Source organism: Novacetimonas hansenii JCM 7643 (genome assembly GCF_000964405.1).
In the GTDB taxonomy this organism is placed as follows: Bacteria; Pseudomonadota; Alphaproteobacteria; order Acetobacterales; family Acetobacteraceae; genus Novacetimonas; species Novacetimonas hansenii.
This window is the reverse complement of record NZ_BANE01000036.1, coordinates 1-18,790: the sequence shown is the minus strand read 5'-3', so window position 1 is coordinate 18,790 and position 18,790 is coordinate 1. Positions and strand designations below refer to the sequence as shown.

Below are 18,790 nucleotides of genomic sequence, written 5' to 3'. Positions count from 1 at the left end.
AGGCGGCCCAGCGCCCGCGCCACGTCCGGCGCGGGGCGCAGCGCATCGCGCAGGGACTGGCGCACCTGTGGCTTGTCCAGCAGCCATGCCCATGCGTCCTGCCGGGTCGTGATGCGCCGCGCATCCGTCAGAGGGGCCGCGATCCATTCCCCCAGCAGCCGGCTTCCCGCCGCCGTGACCGTGCGATCGACCGCGGCGAACAGGGTGTGCGTGTTGTCCCCATCGCGGGTGCGCAGAAGGTCAAGGCTGGCGCGTGTCGCGGGATCAAGGCCGAGGACTTCGCTGCTGTCATGGGGGTGCGGGCGCGACAGGCGCGGCAGTTGCCCTGCCTGGCTGCGGCGGATGTAGTCGATGGCGGTCGCGCCGGCCATCGCTTCGCCATCGGAAAATGTGCCGAATGCGTCAAGGCTTGCCGCGCCAAAGGTCTCGGCCATGCGGCGGCGGGCGGCGGCGGCATTCATGGGGATGACAGGGGGCGCGCGGCGGGCGGCGAAATCGCCAAGCGCGATGTCGTCGGCGCACAGGATTTCCGCCGGGTCAAGGCGTCCAAGCAGGTCCTGCAACCCGTCCGCTGGCAGGTTCGCCGTTTCAAACAGGCCGGTGGAAATGTCGATCCATGCGACCCCCAGTCGCCCGGTGCCGCGTTCCGCCACGATACAGGCCAGCAGATTCTGCCGTCCCGCCTCCAGCAGTTCATCTTCCGTCAGGGTACCCGGTGTCACCAGTCGCACGACCTCGCGACGCAGGGGGCCTTTTGCCGCGGCGCGTCCCTTGCGTGGGGCCTCTGTCTGTTCGGCGACCGACACGCGAAATCCCCGGCGGATCAACCGCGCAAGATAGGCGGGGGCAGCATGTACCGGCACGCCGCACATCGCGATGGGCATGCCCGCATGCGTGCCGCGCGCCGTCAGGGAGATGTCGAGCGCCGCCGCCGCCGCCTCGGCATCGGCGAAGAACAGTTCATAAAAATCGCCCATCCTGAAGAAGAGCAGGGCTTCGGGATGCTCCGCCTTCAGGGCGAACCATTGCGCCATGGCGGGGGTGGCGCCTTCGGGGGTGGGGATGGTCATGTCATGGATGTGTAAAGAGGACATCCCCGATTTTCCAGACCCCGAATCCCGACAGATGTGAAAGAGGGGTGTGAAAGGCGGCGCGGCGTCAGTCCGCGCGCGCTCTGGCACGCAGGCCCATCCTGCGCAGGACGGCCGATGTGATGCGCCCGCCATCCATGATGCCCGTCAGGTGCAGCCCGATGCCATAGGTCGCGCCCGCCACCATCATCACCGCGCCCAGCATCAGGGTCCGCCCGGTGCGGGTCATGTCCATCATGTGTCCCGCGGGCGTACACTGGCACAGGAACATCACCACCACCCCCATCAGGGCGGTGCATGCGGTCATGCGCGACAGGCGTGACACCAGGCTTTCCGTCAGCAGCATCGCCCTGTTACGCAGCAGGACACCCCCCAGTACGACCACGTTGACGATGGCGGCGATGCTGCTGGCAAGGGGTGGGCCGACATGGGCCAGCGGATGCATGAAGGCCAGGTTCAGCACGAGGTTGAGCGCAAGCGTGCCCATCCCGATGATAACCGGGGTGCGGGTGTCGCCACGGGCGAAAAATCCGGGAGAAAGCACCTTGACCATCACGAAGGCAGGCAGCCCCAGCGCATAGGCGCGCAGCGACTGTGCCGACATCACGGCGTCATGGGCGGAAAATGACCCATGACCGAACAGCGTCATCATCACAGGTTCCGCAACCAGGATCAGCCCCAGCGTCGCAGGCAGCGTCAGGACAAGCGCATATTCGATCGCGCGGTTATGGATGGCGTGCGCGTCCTGTATTTCGCCACGGGCAAGGTGGCGCGTCAGAACCGGCAGCAGTGTCGTGCCTGCCGCCGCCCCAAGCACACCAAGGGGAAGCTGGTTCACGCGGTCGGCGAAATACATCAGCGACACGCTGCCCGCAGGCAGCAATGTGGCGATGATGGTGTCGATCATCAGGTTGATCTGTGTGATGCCACTGCCCACCAGGCCCACGGCCATGCGTCCCAGAAGCTGTCGGATGCGCGGTGTGACGCACGGCACGACCGGGTGCAGCGTCATGCCCGCGCGGTGAAGTGCGAACAGCAGGATCGCGAACTGGATCACACCTGACGCCGTCACCCCCCATGCGGCGGCGTTCGCAACACCCCCGACATAAGGTGGCAGCAGCAATATGGCGGCGATTCCCACGACGTTGAAGCTGACATACGCCGCCGCCGCCACACCGAAATGGTGCATGCCGTTCAGCACGCCCGACACCAGCGCCGCCCCGCAGATCAGCACGAGGTAGGGAAATGTGATGCGGCTTAACGATATGGCCAGTGTGTCACGCACCCCGTCATGGGCAAAGCCCGGTGCAAGCAGCCGCAGCACGCCGGGCATGAAAATCTCGCCCACAACCGTCAGCAGCGTCAGCCACGCGATAAGCACGCTCAACGTTTCATTGGCGAAGCGGCGCGCGGGCCCTGTCCCTTCCTGTGCCAGAAGGGAGGAGAAGAGGGGCACGAAAGCAGCGTTCAGCGCGCCTTCGCCAAACAGGCGGCGGAACATGTTGGGCAGGCGGAAGGCGATCTGATAGGCATCCTGAACCGGCCCGACCCCCATCAGCGCCGCAAGAAGCTGGTCACGCACAAGGCCGAGCACGCGGCTGAGCATGGTCCAGCCGCCAACCGTCAGAAACCCCCTGAGCACGCGTCCCCCGTCGGTGGCCGCATTGCGATGGTCGCGTGCGATGGTGGCATCAGTGGTCCATGACCGCGCGTTCGACCGCCATGCGTACACGACGGGATTCGGGTGGCGTGATGGACATGAACCAGTTGACCAGCGTGCCATCGCGGCCAATCAGGTATTTATAGAAATTCCACCGTGGCCGCGCCAGGAACCCGCCCTGCTGCGCCAGCCAGCGGAACAGCGGGGTCGCCTGTGGGCCGCGTACATGGCATTTCGCCGCAAGCGGAAAGGTAACGTGATAATTGCGTTCGCAAAATGCGCCGATTTCCTGCGCGTTGCCGGGTTCCTGTGCGCCGAAATCATTGGACGGCACACCCAGCACCGTCAGGTCATGGCTGCGCCATGTCGTCCACAATCCCTGCAATCCCTCGTATTGGGGGGTAAAGCCGCATTTGGATGCCGTGTTGACAATCAGGATCGGCTTGCCGCGCAGGGAGGAAAGGTCGATCGGCTCTCCGCTCAGGGCGGGTAACGTGAAGTCATACGCACAGGTCATGGGAATTGCTCGGGCTTGGGATAGGGTGGCGGTGTCGCCAGCGGTCTTGGGGGATAGGCGAATATTCGCCCGGTGCAGTCAAGACCCCCACCGCGTCAAGGGCGGGGGTTTTGTGTAAAACCCCGGTAACATTGCCACTGATATTGTCACGCATCGCGCGCGGCAGATCGCGCGCGGCAGCCTGCCGGGGCGTCATGTGGGGATGCCGAACTCCTGCCCCACCGGGCGGTTCATCAGCCGGGTGCGCGCGGCATGCAGGTCGATCGCCCCTGATAGGACAAGGGCCACGGTTTCGATGACCGGGACGGACACGCCCCGCCCCCGCGCAAGGGCAAGCAGTGCGGGCGCCGTGGTCACGCCTTCCACGACTCCACCCCCCTGTGCCAGGGCCTGTTCCAGCGTTTCCCCCCGCCCCAGTGCCAGCCCAAGCGTGTAATTGCGTGATGCCGCCCCCGTGCAGGTCAGGAGAAGGTCGCCGATTCCTGCCAGCCCCGACAGGGTTTCCGCCTGTCCACCCAGCGCATGCGACAGGCGGCCAAGTTCGGCGAGGCTGCGGGTAATCAGGGCGGCGCGTGCATTTTCGCCAAGGCCCGCGCCGATCGTTGCGCCCGCCGCAATGGCGATGACGTTCTTGGCGGCGCCACCAACCTGCACCCCGGTGGGATCGTTGCTGGCATACAGGCGGAAGGATGGGGTCGTCAGCAGGTCGGCAAGCGTGCGGGCCTGTGTTGCACTGGCGCAGGCCAGGACGGCGGCAGCGGGCAGGCCATGGGCGATTTCATGGGCAAAATTCGGGCCGGACAGTACGCCATGTGCGACCGTGGGGTGGATCTGGGCCATGATTGCGCATGGCAGCATGTCGGTCGAAAGCTCGACGCCCTTGCAACATGCGATCATCGGCGCGATCGGGGGCACGCGCGTGCAGACCGCGCGCAGATGTTGCGTCGGCACGGCAAGGAGGATCGCATCGGCATGTGTCGGCATGTCCGCCGACAGGGTGATGCGTTCGGGCAGCACGGCGTCAGGCAGGCGCGGCAGGGTGCGTCGTGGCGACAATGTTTCGGGCTGGCGCGCCCACAGATGCACATGCGCCCCGGCCCGTGCCGCCTGTATCGCAAGGGCGATGCCCCATGCCCCCGCGCCGATGACGGCGATATGCGCGCTGTTCATGTCCATCCGCTTCTCTCCTGCCTGTCACTGGTGCCTGTTCACTGGTGCCTGCCATCTGGCATGCGCCTGAACGGGCGGCCCGTGCAAGGGGAAGGATACAGGGGGACAGGCAGGCACGCGACAGCATGCACGGAAGGCAAGCCCCGGCGAAGAGGTCGGGCGATGTGGGGGATCAGGCGATGCGGGTTATGGCGCCCGTCATCTTATGGGGCGCCATGATGGCCGCGATGATCGGGGCACTGGGGCACTGGGGCACTGGGGCACTGGGGCATCGGGGCATCGGGGCACTGGGGCACGTGGGCACCGGGGCGGCGTGTCGCGCAATCAGACCGCCGCCGCAGGTGCGAAACGCGCCGCCATGTCCGACAGGGGCCAGCGCGGGCGCGGGCGCAGGGCGATGTCATCGGGAATGGGCAGGCCGCCTGCTGTGGCCGTGCGCATGGTCTCGATCGCGGCCCATGCCACCATGACCGCGTTATCCGTGCATAACCGCAGCGGCGGGGCGGTGAACGGCAGGCCACGTGCCTGCGCGATGGTGGTCAGGCGCGCGCGCAGGACGGTGTTGGCCGCCACCCCGCCCGCCGCCACCAGCCCGCGCGCGTCAGGCATCATGTCCAGCGCATGCCCGATTCGGTCGGCCACGATATCGCTGACCGCATGCTGGAAACTCGCCGCGAGGCCCGCTGCCACCTCATGCGGTAATGCCGCGCGGTCATAGGGGGCAAGTTTCTGCGCCACTGCTGTCTTCAGGCCGGAAAATGAAAAATCGCATCCGGCCCGTCCCATCAACGGGCGCGGCAGGGCAAAGGCGGATGGATCACCCTGTTGCGCCAGGGCCTCGACCGCCGGGCCGCCGGGCCAGCCAAGGCCGAGCATCTTCGCCACCTTGTCAAACGCCTCGCCCGCCGCATCGTCGATCGTGCCGCCAAGCCTGCGGTAATGGCCTACACCCTCCACCGCGATGCACTGGCAATGCCCGCCGGATACCAGCAGCAGGAGGAAGGGGAACGGCGCGCCACCGGGCGTGATCCCCGGCAGGCGGGCCGTAAGGGCATGGGCCTCGATATGGTTGACGGCGATGAATGGCCGCCCCAGCGCGAGGGCGAGGCCCTTGGCGAAGTTGGCGCCCACGATCAGCCCCCCGATCAGGCCGGGGCCACAGCTTGCGGCGACCGCGCCGACATCGCCCGGCTGCATCCCCGCATCGTGCAGCACCCCGCGCACCAGCGCAGGCAGCGCGCCCAGGTGCGCGCGCGCCGCGATTTCGGGCACGACCCCGCCGAATGGCACATGTCCGGATTGCGTTAATGTCGCCTCTGCCATGACGCGGCCGTCGGCCGATACGATGGCGCAGGCCGTGTCATCACAGGAAGATTCAATCGCCAGCACGGGTGATGGCAGGTCGGGTGCGGGTACGGGGCGCAGGCTCATCGTGCAAAATACAGTCCGTTTGGGGCGAATGTCATCTTTCCTTTATCGTGAGGGGGTAATAGACACGCGATATGGATTTCGCAAAGTCTTCCGCCCCTGTTCCATCGTCCGCGTTGCAGAAAGTCGCGGCCGAGGCCGCTGCACGACAGCGAAAGGACACTCCCCGCGCCGAACCGCACCGGCGGCAACTGCCGCTGAAGGTGGGAACGCGTGCGTCCCCGCTCGCGCTTGTGCAGACGCGCGCCTTCCTGACGGTTCTGACGCGTTTCTGTCCGGTCCTGCGTGACATGGGCGCGTTCCAGGAACACCAGATCAGCACCACGGGTGACCAGGTGCTGAACCGCAAGCTGGCGGAAATCGGTGGCAAGGGCCTGTTTGCCAAGGAAATCCACGAAGCGTTGCTGGACGGGCGGATTGATTTCGCAGTCCACAGCCTCAAGGATCTGGAGACGGCGTTGCCGCCGGGGCTGGTCCTGGCCTGCACCCTGCGGCGCGAGGATGCGCGCGATGTCCTGATCCTTGGTCCTGATTGTCCCACGCCGGACCCGATGGACCCGTATTCCGCCCTGGCGCCGGGTGCGCTGGTGGGATGTGCGTCCGTGCGGCGGCAGGCGCAGATGCTGCATGTCCGCCCCGACCTGCGCTTTGGCCTGCTGCGTGGCAATGTGCAGACGCGCCTTGACAAGCTGGCGGCCCGGCAGTGCGAGGCGACGTTGCTGGCGCTGGCGGGATTGCGCCGGCTGGGGATGGAGGATCGTGCGGACGTCATCCTTGACCCCACGGTCATGGTGCCTGCCGCGGGGCAGGGGATCGTGGGCGTCACGGTGCGCGAAAGTGATGTCGAACTGCGAGAACTCCTCGCCGCGATCGAGGATTACGAGGCCCGCGCCGTCGCCACCGCCGAACGTGCCCTGCTGGCTGAACTTGACGGGTCGTGCCGCACCCCCATTGGTGGGTATGCCCGCCTGATCCCGGTGGTGGCCGGTGGCGCGCCCGAACTGCACCTGACCGGACTGGTCGCGCGGGAAGATGGATCTTTCCTGCTCAAGCGTTCCATCAGCGGCGCGCCGTCCGATGCCGCGCGCCTTGGCCATGCGCTGGGACGCAGCCTGCGGGCCGACAGCCCGTCGGATATCTTTGCCGAATAACGGCAGTATCTCACAGGGCGGGCGGGCGGGCGTGCTGGTGACACGGCCGCCCCCGGGCCTTGCGGAAACCATTGCTACACTTGCCGCGCGGGGCTGGCGACCGGTCGCCGCCCCGATGCTGGATATCGTTACCTGTCCGCTGGCGTCATATGGCGCGTCGCCGCCACAGGCGGTGGTCGTAACCAGCAGCCAGGCGGTGGCCGCCATCGCGCGGCCCGACCTTGTGGGCATTCCCTGTTATGCCGTCGGCGCCGCGACGGCCCGTCGCGCGCGTGCCGCCGGTTTTGCCCATGTGCGGATTGCGCCCGAAGGCACGGCGCAGGGGCTGGGCCGGATGCTGTCGGCCCAGATCATGCCATCGGCGGGGGCGCTCCTGCTTGCGGTGGGGCAGGGATATGCCATGGACCTTGCGCGTGACCTGCGTGACGTGGGCTTTCGGGTGCGGCGGCGTACGGTCTATCGCGTGACACGGCGCAGGCAGCTTGACAGGCCGGGACATGAGATGCTGATGGCGGGGCAGGCGGCGGCCGTGCTGTTCTTCTCCCCCCGCACGGCGCAGGCATTCATGGCGGCATTGACGCCCGCGCAGCGTCTGGCGCTTGCGCATGTGCGCGCCATCGTCATTTCCGAACGTACCGCGCGGGTGCTTGATGCGGCGCTGTGGCGGTCGGTGGAGGTTGCCCCCACCCCCGACAGTATTGGCATGCTGTCCCGTCTTGGCGCCGGGCCTTTGTCCGTGGGGCCTTTTTCCGACATGCCCTGAGAGGCTGTTTGGGAAGGCTGTTTGGGACAGCCAAAATTTATGGATGCCCCCTGTCGTCGCAGGCAGGCTGTGCCATAAGTCTTTGTAAATCATTGAAGATAATCAGATATCTGGCTGTCTTGTCGGCTGCCTCTGTCAAAAAAAGGCCCGATGGACATTGCCACCGGGCCCTTGATTTCCTTCAGTCCCGACCGGGCATGCCGGTGTCAGGCGTGGCCGGCGGCCTGTGCGAAGGAAGAGTTGCGCTTGCGCTGCCACAGTTCCACAAAGTCGATCGGTTGCAGCACGACCGGCGGGAAGCCGCTTTCGCGCGTGACATCGCACAGGATGTTGCGCACGAACGGGAATATCAGGCGCGGCACCTCGATCATCAGGATCTGTTCCAGGATGTTTTCAGGTGCGCCCGTCACCGTTGTCACCGCGCAATATACCAGTTCGCCCACGAAGACCGGACGCTCGGCCGCAGGTGCGTCGGCGGTGGCTACCGGCGGCAGCTTGGCCATGATCTTGGTGGTCATCGACACTTCGTAAACCGGCTGTTCGGGGTGGAGCTGCGCGGTCGTTACGTCGATTTCGATGTTCATGCTGGGGTTTTCAGCCTGCAACTGCTGAAAGATCATGGGGCCACCCGGGACCTCGAACGACAGATCCTTGACGTATTGCAGGTTGATGCTCATCGAAATCTGGGGGGCGGACTGTCCCTCCGGCTGTTCGTTGGTGTCCTGCGGAAGGGTGGAGGGCTTGTCGGTCATGTGGCTGTGTATTCCCTGAAAACGGAAAGGGTGAGGAAATAGGGTGTTCCCAGCCGGTAGCATGCCTCCGCGCGTTCGCCAACTGTATCGCCGCGCCAGGCAATTGCCGCGATATGTGCATTAAACGCCTCTGTCGCATTGTCTTGGCAGCGGGCGTTGCCTATGTTTGGCGAAGGATTTTTTAACGGGTCGGGGTTCTCCCGCTCGCGGGTATGGACAGGCGGCATGGATTTTTTATTTGGGCATTTCCCCCTTGACCTGGTGTTCCTGGGGCTGGTCGCCGTGTTTCTGGTGCTGCGCCTGCGGGGCATCCTGGGCAAGCGTGTCGGCGCCGAACCCGCCGCGCGTACGATGCAGCCCACGCCGACACCGGCCCCTGTGATTGAGGGGAAGCCCGAACCCGTGGCCCCCGCGACGACCTATGACATCCCGACCCCTGACACCCGCGTGGGACAGGTGCTGTCCGCGATCGCCGCGCGCCAGCAGGGCTTTACCCCCGACGGTTTCATCCGCCAGGTGGAGGACGCCTTTCGCCAGATCGTGCAGGCCTATGCCGTGGGGGATATCGAAACCCTGCGCCAGCACCTGACCGAAAGCACCTTCACCGCGTTCGAGGCTGCGATCGTATCGCGCCAGCAGGCCCATGAAACCATGCGCAGCGAAATCCGTGACATCACGGACATGGCGATCATTGATGCGGAACTGTCGCCCGATGTCAGCGTGCCTTATGCCCGGATCGAGGTGCGCATCGTGTCCGATCAGGTCAGCGTCACGCTGGACCAGAACGGACAGCCCGTATCGGGCGTGGACGCCGTGACCGAGTTTTCGGACCTGTGGACGTTCGAACGGATTCTTGGCGCGGCGACCCCGGGCGCGCAATGGCGTCTTGGCGCCAGCCGCAGCGCCTGATCCCGATCCCTTTTTCCAACTACCAGCCTGAGACTGTGCCTGAGTGATCATGAAGCGTGTACCTGTCCTTGCGTCGGCACTGCTGCTGTGCGCGTGCCATAACCTTGCCCCGCAGGTGGGGCCTCAGACAGCGGCCCGGCATGCGGATGACAGATACCCTTCCAAGACACGGGCCATTTCCTTTTCAAAGGTCGCGGGCTGGGACAGTGACGATACGGCGCAGGCGCTTTCGGTCTTTGTGGCGGAATGCCACAAGCTTGGTTCCCTGCCCGCCGAAAGCGCCCTTGGCGATGGCGCGGGCGGGGCGGGTACCCGCGTGGGGGACTGGCTTGCGGCCTGTGACGCCGCGCGCCGGGTCGCGCCGGACAATGCCGCTGCCGCGCGGGATTTCTTCCAGGCATGGTTCCAGTCCTATCGTATCGGGACGCCTGACCGGCAGGGAACGCTGTTCACCGGGTATTATGAACCTGAAATCCGTGGGTCGCTGAAACGTGGCGGGATCTACCAGACCCCGGTCTATCGCCGTCCGCCCGACCTGCAGCGCACGCGTGATGCGCAGGGCCACATGCACACAGGCCGCAGGGAGGGGACGAAATTCGTGCCCTATGCCACCCGTGCGCAGATTGATGGCGGCGCGCTTGCACATCACAAGCTGGAACTGCTCTGGGTGGCAGATCCGGTTGACCTGTTTTTCATGCAGGTTCAGGGCGCAGGTCGCGTGCGCCTGCCCAACGAACAGGTCGTACGCCTGAGTTTCGACGGCCATAATGGGCAGCCTTATGTCCCATTGGGCCAGGTGATGGTGCAAAAAGGATATCTTGAGGCAGGCCATGTGAGCCTGACGGCGATTCGTGACTGGCTGGAGACACATCCCGCGCAGGCCCGCAGCGTGATGGAGGCGAACCCCAATTATGTCTTCTTCACCGAACTGCCTTCCGACAGTACTGATGTCGGCACGCCCGGCGCATTGGGCGTGCCGCTGACGCCGGGACGTTCCCTGGCGGTGGACCGCCATGCCATCCCGCTTGGCGCGCCGGTTTGGATCAATACGGCCGTCAATGCCGCGGGACATGTGGAAACGTGGAAACGGCTGGGCTTTGCGCAGGATCTGAGCCGTGATGTCAAGGGAACGGGGCGTGTGGACCTGTATCTTGGCTGGGGGCCAGAGGCGGCGCAGGATGCCGCGGCCCAGCATTCCGTCGGTCAGCTGATCGTGCTGTTGCCCCGCAAGGCCGCAAAGGAGGCCGTAAGGGACGCCGCATCCGGGGACGGTGCGTCCTGAACGGTGGTTGCCTGGTGTGCGAACGCCACGGGATGACCTGAAACAGATTATTGATAAATAACGCTAAAAGTTCCTGTTGGCTGCTTTCCTGGAAAAGCGGCGTCGTTTGAAATCCTAATAAGGTTTCGGCAATAAGATTTCGACAGGGACTTTCACGATTCCAGGATGTTGCGGTTGCCTTTTCAAACAGTCTCCAGGGGGTAGAGAGCCATGGCCGGGCGGTCCACCACCACGGCGGCGGGTCCGCAGGGGCCAGTGTCGCCCCGTACCGTACGTTATCGCGAGGGGCCGCATCAACTGGTGCGTGGCGACTGCCTGAAGGTCCTGCGCCGGATGCCCGCGGACAGTGTCGATGTCGTGGTGACATCGCCGCCGTACAATATCGGCCTGCGTTACAGCACCTATAACGATACCTTGGACGAGCAGGGCTATCTTGACTGGATGGTGGCCATTTCGCGCCAGGTCCGGCGCGTGATGAAGCCCGACGGGTCGTTCTTCCTCAACATTGCCGGGTCTTCGGCGCAACCATGGCTGCCGTTCGAACTGATGGTACGGCTGCGCGCGTTGTTTGCGTTGCAGAACCACATAAGCTGGGTGAAGTCGATTTCAATCGGGGCGGAGACGTTCGGCCATTTCAAGCCGGTCAACAGCCATCGCTATCTTCACCGTAACCACGAACACCTGTTTCACCTGACCCGTTCGGGGCATGTGAACCTGCAACGGCTGGATGTTGGTGTCCCGTATATGGACAAATCGAACATTGTGCGGCGCGGGCATCGGCAGGACCGGCGCTGTCGGGGGGATACATGGTTCGTCCCGTATGAAACGGTACAGGGCAAGGCGCAGAAATATAACCATCCCGGCACGTTCCCCGTCAGCCTGCCGCAGATGTGCATCCGCCTGCATGGTCGGCCGGATGCGGTCGTGCTTGATCCGTTCATGGGCACCGGCACCACCATTGTCGCCGCCCTGCGTGAAGGGGCGCGGGGAATCGGGATCGACCTCGACAGCGGATATGTCGAGATCGCGCGCGAACGCGTGCGCGCGGCCCTGAAGGAAAGCGGGGCGGGAGAGTGATGCCCCGTTATTGATTTTTTCACTTGTTTTCATTGAAACGATTATTTTGACAAATGCTCCACCGATACGTCAGAACACGCCTGAACACAGACGGGGGAATAAAGGGACATGTCGGTAAGGAAGGCGATTCTGGGGATCGTGGCCGTCGGGGGCATCGCATATGGTGGTACTGTCGCCTATCTGACCCATTTCGATCATGAAACGGCGCCCGCGCCCGCCGGGGCCAATGTCGATGCGGTTTCGGCCACGGCGCTGAATGTCCTGCGCGAGGCACGGTGTGATTACTGCCATGCGGCCAAGGTGGAACTGCCGTTCTATTTCAAGGTGCCGGTGGCCAACCAGTTGATGAACCGTGATCGTGATCAGGGGCTGCGCCATTTCCGCGTCGAACCCGTGATCGAGGCGTTGCAGACCGGCAAGGTGCCAGGTGAGGAAGCCATGGCCCGTATCGAGGAAGTGGTGCGCCAGAACCGCATGCCGCCCTCGCTTTACCTGCTGATGCACTGGCATGCCCATATGTCCACCGAACAGCGTGATGCCGTACTGGCATGGATTGCGCAGGAACGGCGCGAACATTATGCGACATCGGGGGTTGCCGCGCGCTTTGCCGCCGAACCGGTACAGCCTGTGCCTGCCGCCCTGCCGGTGGATGCGAACAAGGTGGCGTTGGGGCAACGGCTGTTCTTTGAAAAGAAGCTGTCGGAAAATGGCGAACTGAACTGCGCCAGTTGCCACAGCCTGCAACATGCGGGCATGGATGGCCTTGTGACCGCGACGGGCATCTTTGGCCAGAAGGGGCCGATCAATGATCCGACGGTGTTCAATGCAGCATTGAACCAGAGCCAGTTCTGGAATGGGCGGGCCGCGACGTTGGCGGATCAGGCGGCCGGACCTGTGATGAACCCGTTGGAAATGGGATCACATGACTGGGGTGCCGTGGCCGATCGCCTGCGGGCCGATCCGACTTATGTTGCGGATTTCCAGACCGCATTTGGCAGCGCGGACATCAACCAGGATACGATTACCGCTGCCATTGCTGAATTCGAAAAGACACTGCTGACACCCGACAGCCGCTTTGACCAGTATCTGAAGGGGGATGACACTGCGCTGAATACGCAGGAAAAGCATGGCTACGAACTGTTCAAGACTGTTGGCTGCTCTGGCTGTCATACCGGTGCGTCCATGGGTGGGCAGGCGTTCGAGGTCATGGGGCTGGAAGGTGATTACTTTGCCGCGCGTGGCGGGGCCGTGACCGATGCGGACAAGGGGCGCTTTACCGTGACGCACCAGCCGCAGGATATGGAACGTTTCAAGGTGCCGAACCTGCGCAATGTGGCCCTGACGGCACCATATTTCCATGATGGCAGCATCAAGACGCTTGATGGCGCGGTGCGCGAAATGGCGCGTTACCAGACGCCCGACCATGATATTTCCGATCAGGACGTGGCCGATATCGTTGCGTTCCTCAATACCCTGACCGGCAAATACCAGGGGCAGACCCTGACTTTGGGGCAATAAGGGACACGTCCTTGCGGGCATTGTTCACAGTGTTTTGGACCCCGCCGCATCATGTGGCGGGGTTTTTTGATGCCGGTATGACAGTATGCCATGATAAGGGAAGGCGACAGAGCGACAGAGCGATAGAGAGACCGGGCGGCCGGGCGACAGGGTGATGTTTCGTTACGCGTCATCAACTGCCGGGAAACGGGATCAGCGGGCGCGGGAGGAAGGTCAAGGTGCGGCGGCGTCGGATACTCAATCAGGATGAGCAGGCGCTATGGGCGGCCTTTACGCACGATATCTCCCCCTTGCGCACGGCCCGTGCCCCGGCACGTGTCCTGTCACGCACACCGCAATCGCCCCCATCCGCGCCGGACGGAGGCTTGCCTGCGCCAGAATCCGCGACGCCGGCGCAGGGCGTACGACGCCTTAATGCCCCTGACCTGCATCATCGGCCCGCCCATGGCCGGGCGGATCATGACCGTATGCTTGAAATCGGGGTCAGGCGTCCCGGCCTGGATGATACAAGCTGGCGTGGGCTGGTCAGTGGACGGTTGCGGCCGCAACGGCGGCTGGACCTGCATGGACAGATCGCACAGACGGCGTTCTATCGGCTGCATACCTTCTTGTTGCAGGCGCGTGCTGACAACGTACGGTGCGTTGAAATCATTACCGGGTTGGGCAGTGGCGCCAATGGCGGCATCCTGCGGCGCGAACTGCCATTATGGCTGGGGCGGGCCGACCTGCGGCGTTTCATCCTTGCGGTGGTGCATCCACATGCGGCCAATCAGGGGGCGGTGCGCATCCTGCTGCGCCGACAGCAACGTCCCTAGGGCAGGGCGCGATTGTGGGAATGATGCGGGTTTTGGACGGAATTTTTTAAAAAGCGCCGAAAATATCCTGTCGTTTTAAAGGCAGGGCAACACGCATGAACTTCTGTCGTTCCTTGGGAAGACGGTTTGGGAACAACCTATGGAATAATAAAAATTCCTGGGCGGTATCTTGCACCCAAAAAACGACGCCTTGCAAAGTGTCTTGGGAAAAGCTTGGCCAGAAAATTTTAGGCTTCCAGTCGGTTGCTGGACCTCCCGTCTCCAACCGTCCGTTAAAGCACGTCGCCCGGATTTGTATGTCTGCGGATGGTTTCTATCCCATCCGCCAGTCTGGCAGGTGGGTCGAAAGCCACCGGCGCAGCGCCATGATGGAGGTCACGTCCCCCGCCATCTGCCGCAATGGGCCGGTGCAGGCCGTCGCATCAAGCAGTTTGCGTCCCGTGCCACTGGCCATCGTGCGGATGTCCGTGCTGTCGATGGCGAGGTCGCAGGCATGGCGCCATTCCGCAACCAGCGTCGGGGGCGTCAGCATTGGCAGGACAAGCCCGATATCAAGTGCCGCCGCCGCGGACAGCGCCGTCCATGCCCCATATAACAGTGATGACAGCGCCGAATGGTTTTCACGCAGCAGTACGTCATGCATGAAGGGCACGCGCTGCCCCCCGATTTCCAGCGGGACGCTGTCGGTCAGGGAAAACAGCGCAGGATAACCGTCATGCGACAGCGCCTCGATCGCCGTGCGTGTTTCGGCAGAACCCTGCGGGTCGAGGATCTGTATCACATCGACCTGGTTGTCACGCAATGCTGCGATCGCGTCTGTCACACTGGCCAGGCCGGGCACGGGAATGGGGCGCAGGCCGAACATCGTCATGCCCAGAACGGTCGGCAGTTCAATGCCCGTCAGGGTGGAAACCGCGATGCGCACCGGGCGGTCGCGCATGAAATTTTCGATGTTGCGGTGAAGCTGCGCATGCCCGATCACCACAGGTGACAGCAGGCTGAAGAAAAGGGGCAGCCAGCGCGAATAATCGAAATGGATGCGTGCCTCGCCCGACAATGCGGCGACAAGTGCCGCCCCTGGCACCGCAAGCGCCGTGGTCCCGTCGGGGGGGGTCTGGGTATCGAACAGGTTGGCAGCCGTGACGCCGTCCTGGCCCACGGTCATGCGCGTTGAAATCACCTGACCATGACCGAAGCCGCGTTCGAGTTCCGGGGCAAGAAGCCCCCCCCACCGTCCGGCCGTGCTGCCCTTGTCCCCCCCGATCAGTAATTGGGGATTGGTGACGGATTGCGCCTGCACCGGCAGGCGCTTGGGGGGGAGTTCCGAAGCCCCCGCCCGTCCCGCCAGCACCGCCGCCCCAAGGGGCAGGGCCGCCAGCAGGAGATCCCGGCGCCGCATCACATGCTCGCCCGGCGGTCTGCGCCGGGCGGGGCATGGGGAGGATGGGTCATCAGGGGGGGCTGGGGACAAGTTGTGGCTACTCCGCATGTCGGGATGGTGGAACCGGGATGCTGGCCGCGGATTGCGGCAGTCGTGCGGCCAATTTAGGGCCAGCGTACCTCCGGGGGAAGGCTCATCAGGATGGCTTCGGTATTCCCGCCGGTTTTCAGGCCGAACAGGGTGCCGCGGTCATGCAGCAGGTTGAACTCCACATAACGGCCGCGCCGGACAAGCTGTGCCTCACGCTGATCGGGGGTCCAGGGTTCCATCATGCGGCCACGCACGATGTCGGGATAGGTTTCAAGGAAGCCAAGCCCCACGTCGCGGGTAAAGGCGAAATCGGCATTGGCATCGCCACTGTGCAGGCGGTCATAGAATATTCCGCCAAGCCCGCGTGCCTCGTCCCGATGGGGCAGGTAGAAGTATTTGTCGCACCACTCGCGAAAGCGCGGGTAATATTCCGGGTCATGGCGTTCGCATGCCGTGCGGAACCCGTCATGGAAACGCGCGGCATCGGCAATGGCCTCGGCGCTTTTGGGGAACATCGGCGTGATGTCGCCACCGCCGCCGAACCACCCTTCGGTGGTGACGATCATGCGGGTGTTGAAATGCGCGGCGGGGACCAGCGGGCTGCACATATGCGCGACAAGGCTGATGCCGGTTGCAAAGAAGCGCGGATCTTCGGCGGCGCCGGGAATGGTGTGGCGGAATTCGGGGCTGAAGGTGCCCGACACGGTGGAAACATTGACCCCCACCTTTTCAAACACCCGCCCGCGCATCAGGCTGATGACGCCACCACCACCGGGGGAACCATCCTCGTTCGCGCCACGGGTCCATGACGTGCGTTCGAAACGTCCCGGTGCAGTCCGCGCGCCCAGGGTGGGGGCGTCGTCGCGGGCGGCGTCATCCTCGATCTGTTCAAAGGCGGCGCAGATACGGTCGCGCAGGTTTTTGAACCATGTGCGGGCCGCCTCTTTCATGGCGTCGTGGGCAAGGGGCGGGCGGGCATTGGTCATTTGTATCATTCTTCAGGTCTGGTCCGTGATTGGGTATGGGTGCCTGTTTGTCCTTTCGATTGCAAGACAGGTCGTGCCGCCGCTAGGAAAAGGCAACAATGGCGGCTATGTTCGGCACCGGATGCACGCACGGGGCCTTGCCCGGTGCCGACATGGATATGACCGGACCAAGATGCTGTCTTTTCCCGCCTGTGACGAAGCCTGACGCCAGATGATACGTGCCGCGCCATTCCCGCCACGCATCGTGCCGCGCGCGATGCGGCGTGCCGCGATCTGTCTTTCCCTGCTGTCTGTTGCTGCCGGGGCCGCCGGAGCCATCGGGCCAGCCAGTCAGGCACATGCGCAGTCCGCAAATCCTGTCCCCTCCCATGCGTGGAGCTTCAGCGGCCCGCTGGGCACTTTCGACATGGCGGCGGTGCAGCGTGGATATGCGGTGTATGACCATGTCTGTTCCGCATGCCACGGCATGACGGCGCTGACCTATGGCGATCTTGGCGGCATGGGCCTGACGGAGGAGCAGGTCGCCCGCATCGCCCATGCCCACCGCATGCCCACGGGGGGGGATGCGGCGGGCAAGCCGGTGACACGCCCCGCGACCGCCGATGACCATCTGCGCTCGCCCTATGCCACGCCCGCGCTTGCGGCGGCGGCCAACCATGGTGCCCACCCCCCCGATCAGTCACGGCTGGAGGTTGTCTATCCCGGCGGGGCCAGCCGCATGCGCGCGTTGCTGCTGGGGTATGGGCAGGCGCCGCCCGCCGGGATGCAGGTCCCGGCCGGAAGTTTTTACAACCCCTATGCCGCCAATGGCATGATCGCCATGCCGCCGCCCCTGCATGATGGCGGCGTGACCTATGCCGACGGCACGGCCCCCACCACGGCGCAGCAGGCCGATGATGTCGTCACCTTTCTGACATGGGCGGCCCGTCCCCATCTGGAGGAACGTCACCGCACGGGTGTGCGTGTCGTCGTATTCCTGCTGGTCCTGCTTGTGCTTACCTTTTGCCTGAAACGGAGAATATGGTCCGATGTCCACTGAACCCGCCCACCCGTCTGATGTGATCGAGCCTGTCATCGGCCTGATCGGAGGCTCCGGCCTGTATGACATCGAAGGGCTTGAAGACAAGGAATGGCGTACGGTCGAAACACCGTGGGGCAAGCCGTCGGACCAGTTGCTGTTCGGCAGGCTTGATGGCGTGCGCTGCGTGTTCCTGCCGCGCCATGGTCGTGGTCACCCGTTGCCGCCGACGCGCCTGAATTACCGTGCCAATATCGACGCGCTGAAGCGTTCGGGGGTGACCGATATCGTGTCGCTGTCCGCCGTGGGGTCACTGAAGGAAGAGCTGCCGCCGGGGCATTTCGTGGTCATTGACCAGTTCATCGACCGCTCTTTTGCGCGTGAAAAGACGTTTTTCGACACAGGCTGCGTTGCCCATGTCGGCATGGCCGACCCGCTATGTCCGCGTATCGGTGACGTGCTGGAGGGGCAATGCCGGGCGCTGGGTCTGGATGTCACGCGCGGTGGCACATATCTGGTGATGGAGGGGCCGCAGTTTTCCACCCGTGCAGAAAGCAACCTGTACCGGTCCTGGGGATGCTCGGTCGTGGGCATGACCAACATGCCCGAAGCCAAGCTCGCCCGTGAAGCGGAGATCTGTTACGCCACCGTTGCCATGGTAACGGATTACGACTGCTGGCATGACGACCATGACAGTGTGACCGTCGATGCGGTGGTCAAGGTGATGCAGGAAAACTCCAGCCGGGCGCGTGCGCTGGTGCGTGCGGTCATCCCGCAGTTGGGCAAGCCGCGTGGCCCGTGCCATGCCGGGTGCGACCGTGCGCTGGAACATGCCATCATCACCGCACCCGACCGTCGCGATCCCGCCCTGCTGGCAAAGCTTGATGCGGTTGCGGGACGCGTGCTCGCACGGGGCTGAGGCAGGTCCTGCCCGTCCCGTGCGGTCTATTGCCGCAGGGGACGGGACTTTTGGACGTCTTGGACGTGATGTGGGCAGAGTATTGCGACAGGGGCAACAGGAGGGCGGGCAACAGGAAGTTTCGGGAGAGCACCTGAAAAAGCCGTCCCGGAGTTCCTGGCGGTCTGTTTGCAAGGCGTCGCCTGCTTAACAACAAGGCAACGACTCAAGAAATTGTCCGAAAACACATCATTGATAAAAAACAGGAAAAGTTTTTGGGTGCC

Annotated in this window: 17 protein-coding genes; 9 read left to right on the top strand and 8 right to left on the bottom strand. The window is 64.1% G+C overall.

What is annotated here, in order from left to right:
- From B7G66_RS02480 to tsaD, 5 genes are all read right to left on the bottom strand, one after another.
- Nucleotides 1-1,070 (bottom strand): MutS N-terminal domain-containing protein (locus B7G66_RS02480; RefSeq protein ID WP_048858827.1); only part of this gene is annotated, 1,070 nt, incomplete at its 3' end.
- Between the two features lie 88 nt (nt 1,071-1,158).
- Nucleotides 1,159-2,733 carry a murein biosynthesis integral membrane protein MurJ gene (gene murJ / locus B7G66_RS02475; protein WP_040511620.1) on the bottom strand — a complete coding sequence of 525 codons (1,575 nt, stop codon included), beginning with the start codon at nt 2,731-2,733 and terminating at the stop codon, nt 1,159-1,161.
- A 49-nt stretch (nt 2,734-2,782) separates the two neighbouring features.
- Nucleotides 2,783-3,268: a glutathione peroxidase gene (locus tag B7G66_RS02470; protein ID WP_003618167.1), complete on the bottom strand. Its 486-nt coding sequence runs from the start codon at nt 3,266-3,268 to the stop codon at nt 2,783-2,785.
- Nucleotides 3,269-3,460: 192 nt separating this feature from the next.
- Nucleotides 3,461-4,444, bottom strand: coding sequence for an NAD(P)H-dependent glycerol-3-phosphate dehydrogenase (locus tag B7G66_RS02465; protein WP_003618169.1), 984 nt, complete (start codon nt 4,442-4,444; stop codon nt 3,461-3,463).
- Nucleotides 4,445-4,762: 318 nt separating this feature from the next.
- Nucleotides 4,763-5,869, bottom strand: coding sequence for a tRNA (adenosine(37)-N6)-threonylcarbamoyltransferase complex transferase subunit TsaD (gene tsaD, locus B7G66_RS02460; protein ID WP_003618171.1), 1,107 nt, complete (start codon nt 5,867-5,869; stop codon nt 4,763-4,765).
- A 71-nt stretch (nt 5,870-5,940) separates the two neighbouring features.
- Here tsaD and hemC point away from each other — a divergent pair, with 71 nt between their 5' ends.
- Entirely contained in the window at nt 5,941-7,017 is a 1,077-nt protein-coding gene (hemC, locus tag B7G66_RS02455; protein ID WP_003618174.1) for a hydroxymethylbilane synthase, read from the top strand.
- A 37-nt stretch (nt 7,018-7,054) separates the two neighbouring features.
- Nucleotides 7,055-7,780, top strand: a complete 726-nt coding sequence (locus B7G66_RS02450) for a uroporphyrinogen-III synthase (RefSeq protein WP_231106238.1) — start codon at nt 7,055-7,057, stop codon at nt 7,778-7,780.
- Between the two features lie 206 nt (nt 7,781-7,986).
- Here the strand turns inward: B7G66_RS02450 and secB are convergent, their stop codons facing one another.
- Nucleotides 7,987-8,532, bottom strand: a complete 546-nt coding sequence (gene secB, locus B7G66_RS02445; RefSeq protein WP_003618177.1) for a protein-export chaperone SecB — start codon at nt 8,530-8,532, stop codon at nt 7,987-7,989.
- A 225-nt stretch (nt 8,533-8,757) separates the two neighbouring features.
- Between secB and B7G66_RS02440 the strand changes: the two genes are divergently transcribed.
- The 5 genes from B7G66_RS02440 to B7G66_RS02420 all read left to right on the top strand — a co-directional run bounded on the left by B7G66_RS02440 (nt 8,758) and on the right by B7G66_RS02420 (nt 14,133).
- Nucleotides 8,758-9,441, top strand: coding sequence for a Tim44/TimA family putative adaptor protein (locus tag B7G66_RS02440; RefSeq protein ID WP_003618181.1), 684 nt, complete (start codon nt 8,758-8,760; stop codon nt 9,439-9,441).
- Between the two features lie 49 nt (nt 9,442-9,490).
- Nucleotides 9,491-10,723 carry a murein transglycosylase A gene (mltA, locus tag B7G66_RS02435; protein ID WP_003618184.1) on the top strand — a complete coding sequence of 411 codons (1,233 nt, stop codon included), beginning with the start codon at nt 9,491-9,493 and terminating at the stop codon, nt 10,721-10,723.
- 210 nt (nt 10,724-10,933) lie between these two features.
- Nucleotides 10,934-11,800: a DNA-methyltransferase gene (locus B7G66_RS02430; protein WP_003618186.1), complete on the top strand. Its 867-nt coding sequence runs from the start codon at nt 10,934-10,936 to the stop codon at nt 11,798-11,800.
- Between the two features lie 108 nt (nt 11,801-11,908).
- Nucleotides 11,909-13,318, top strand: a complete 1,410-nt coding sequence (locus tag B7G66_RS02425) for a cytochrome-c peroxidase (RefSeq protein WP_003618188.1) — start codon at nt 11,909-11,911, stop codon at nt 13,316-13,318.
- 218 nt (nt 13,319-13,536) lie between these two features.
- On the top strand, nt 13,537-14,133 hold the full coding sequence (locus B7G66_RS02420; RefSeq protein WP_003618190.1) for a Smr/MutS family protein: 597 nt from the start codon (nt 13,537-13,539) through the stop codon (nt 14,131-14,133).
- 313 nt (nt 14,134-14,446) lie between these two features.
- On the opposite strand, the gene B7G66_RS02415 is transcribed toward B7G66_RS02420, so the two are convergent.
- Nucleotides 14,447-15,532, bottom strand: a complete 1,086-nt coding sequence (locus tag B7G66_RS02415) for a hypothetical protein (RefSeq protein WP_003618192.1) — start codon at nt 15,530-15,532, stop codon at nt 14,447-14,449.
- Between the two features lie 146 nt (nt 15,533-15,678).
- Nucleotides 15,679-16,590 (bottom strand): oxygen-dependent coproporphyrinogen oxidase, encoded by a 912-nt coding sequence (gene hemF / locus B7G66_RS02410; RefSeq protein ID WP_003618193.1) that lies wholly within the window; start codon nt 16,588-16,590, stop codon nt 15,679-15,681.
- Nucleotides 16,591-16,801: 211 nt separating this feature from the next.
- On the opposite strand from hemF, the gene B7G66_RS02400 reads away from it, so the two are divergent.
- A complete protein-coding gene (locus tag B7G66_RS02400; protein WP_003618195.1) occupies nt 16,802-17,629 on the top strand; it encodes a cytochrome c1 in 828 nt (275 codons plus the stop codon).
- Nucleotides 17,619-18,527 (top strand): S-methyl-5'-thioadenosine phosphorylase, encoded by a 909-nt coding sequence (locus B7G66_RS02395; RefSeq protein WP_003618197.1) that lies wholly within the window; start codon nt 17,619-17,621, stop codon nt 18,525-18,527. The genes B7G66_RS02400 and B7G66_RS02395 overlap by 11 nt, the downstream gene beginning before the upstream one ends.
- Nucleotides 18,528-18,790: the final 263 nt, after the last annotated feature.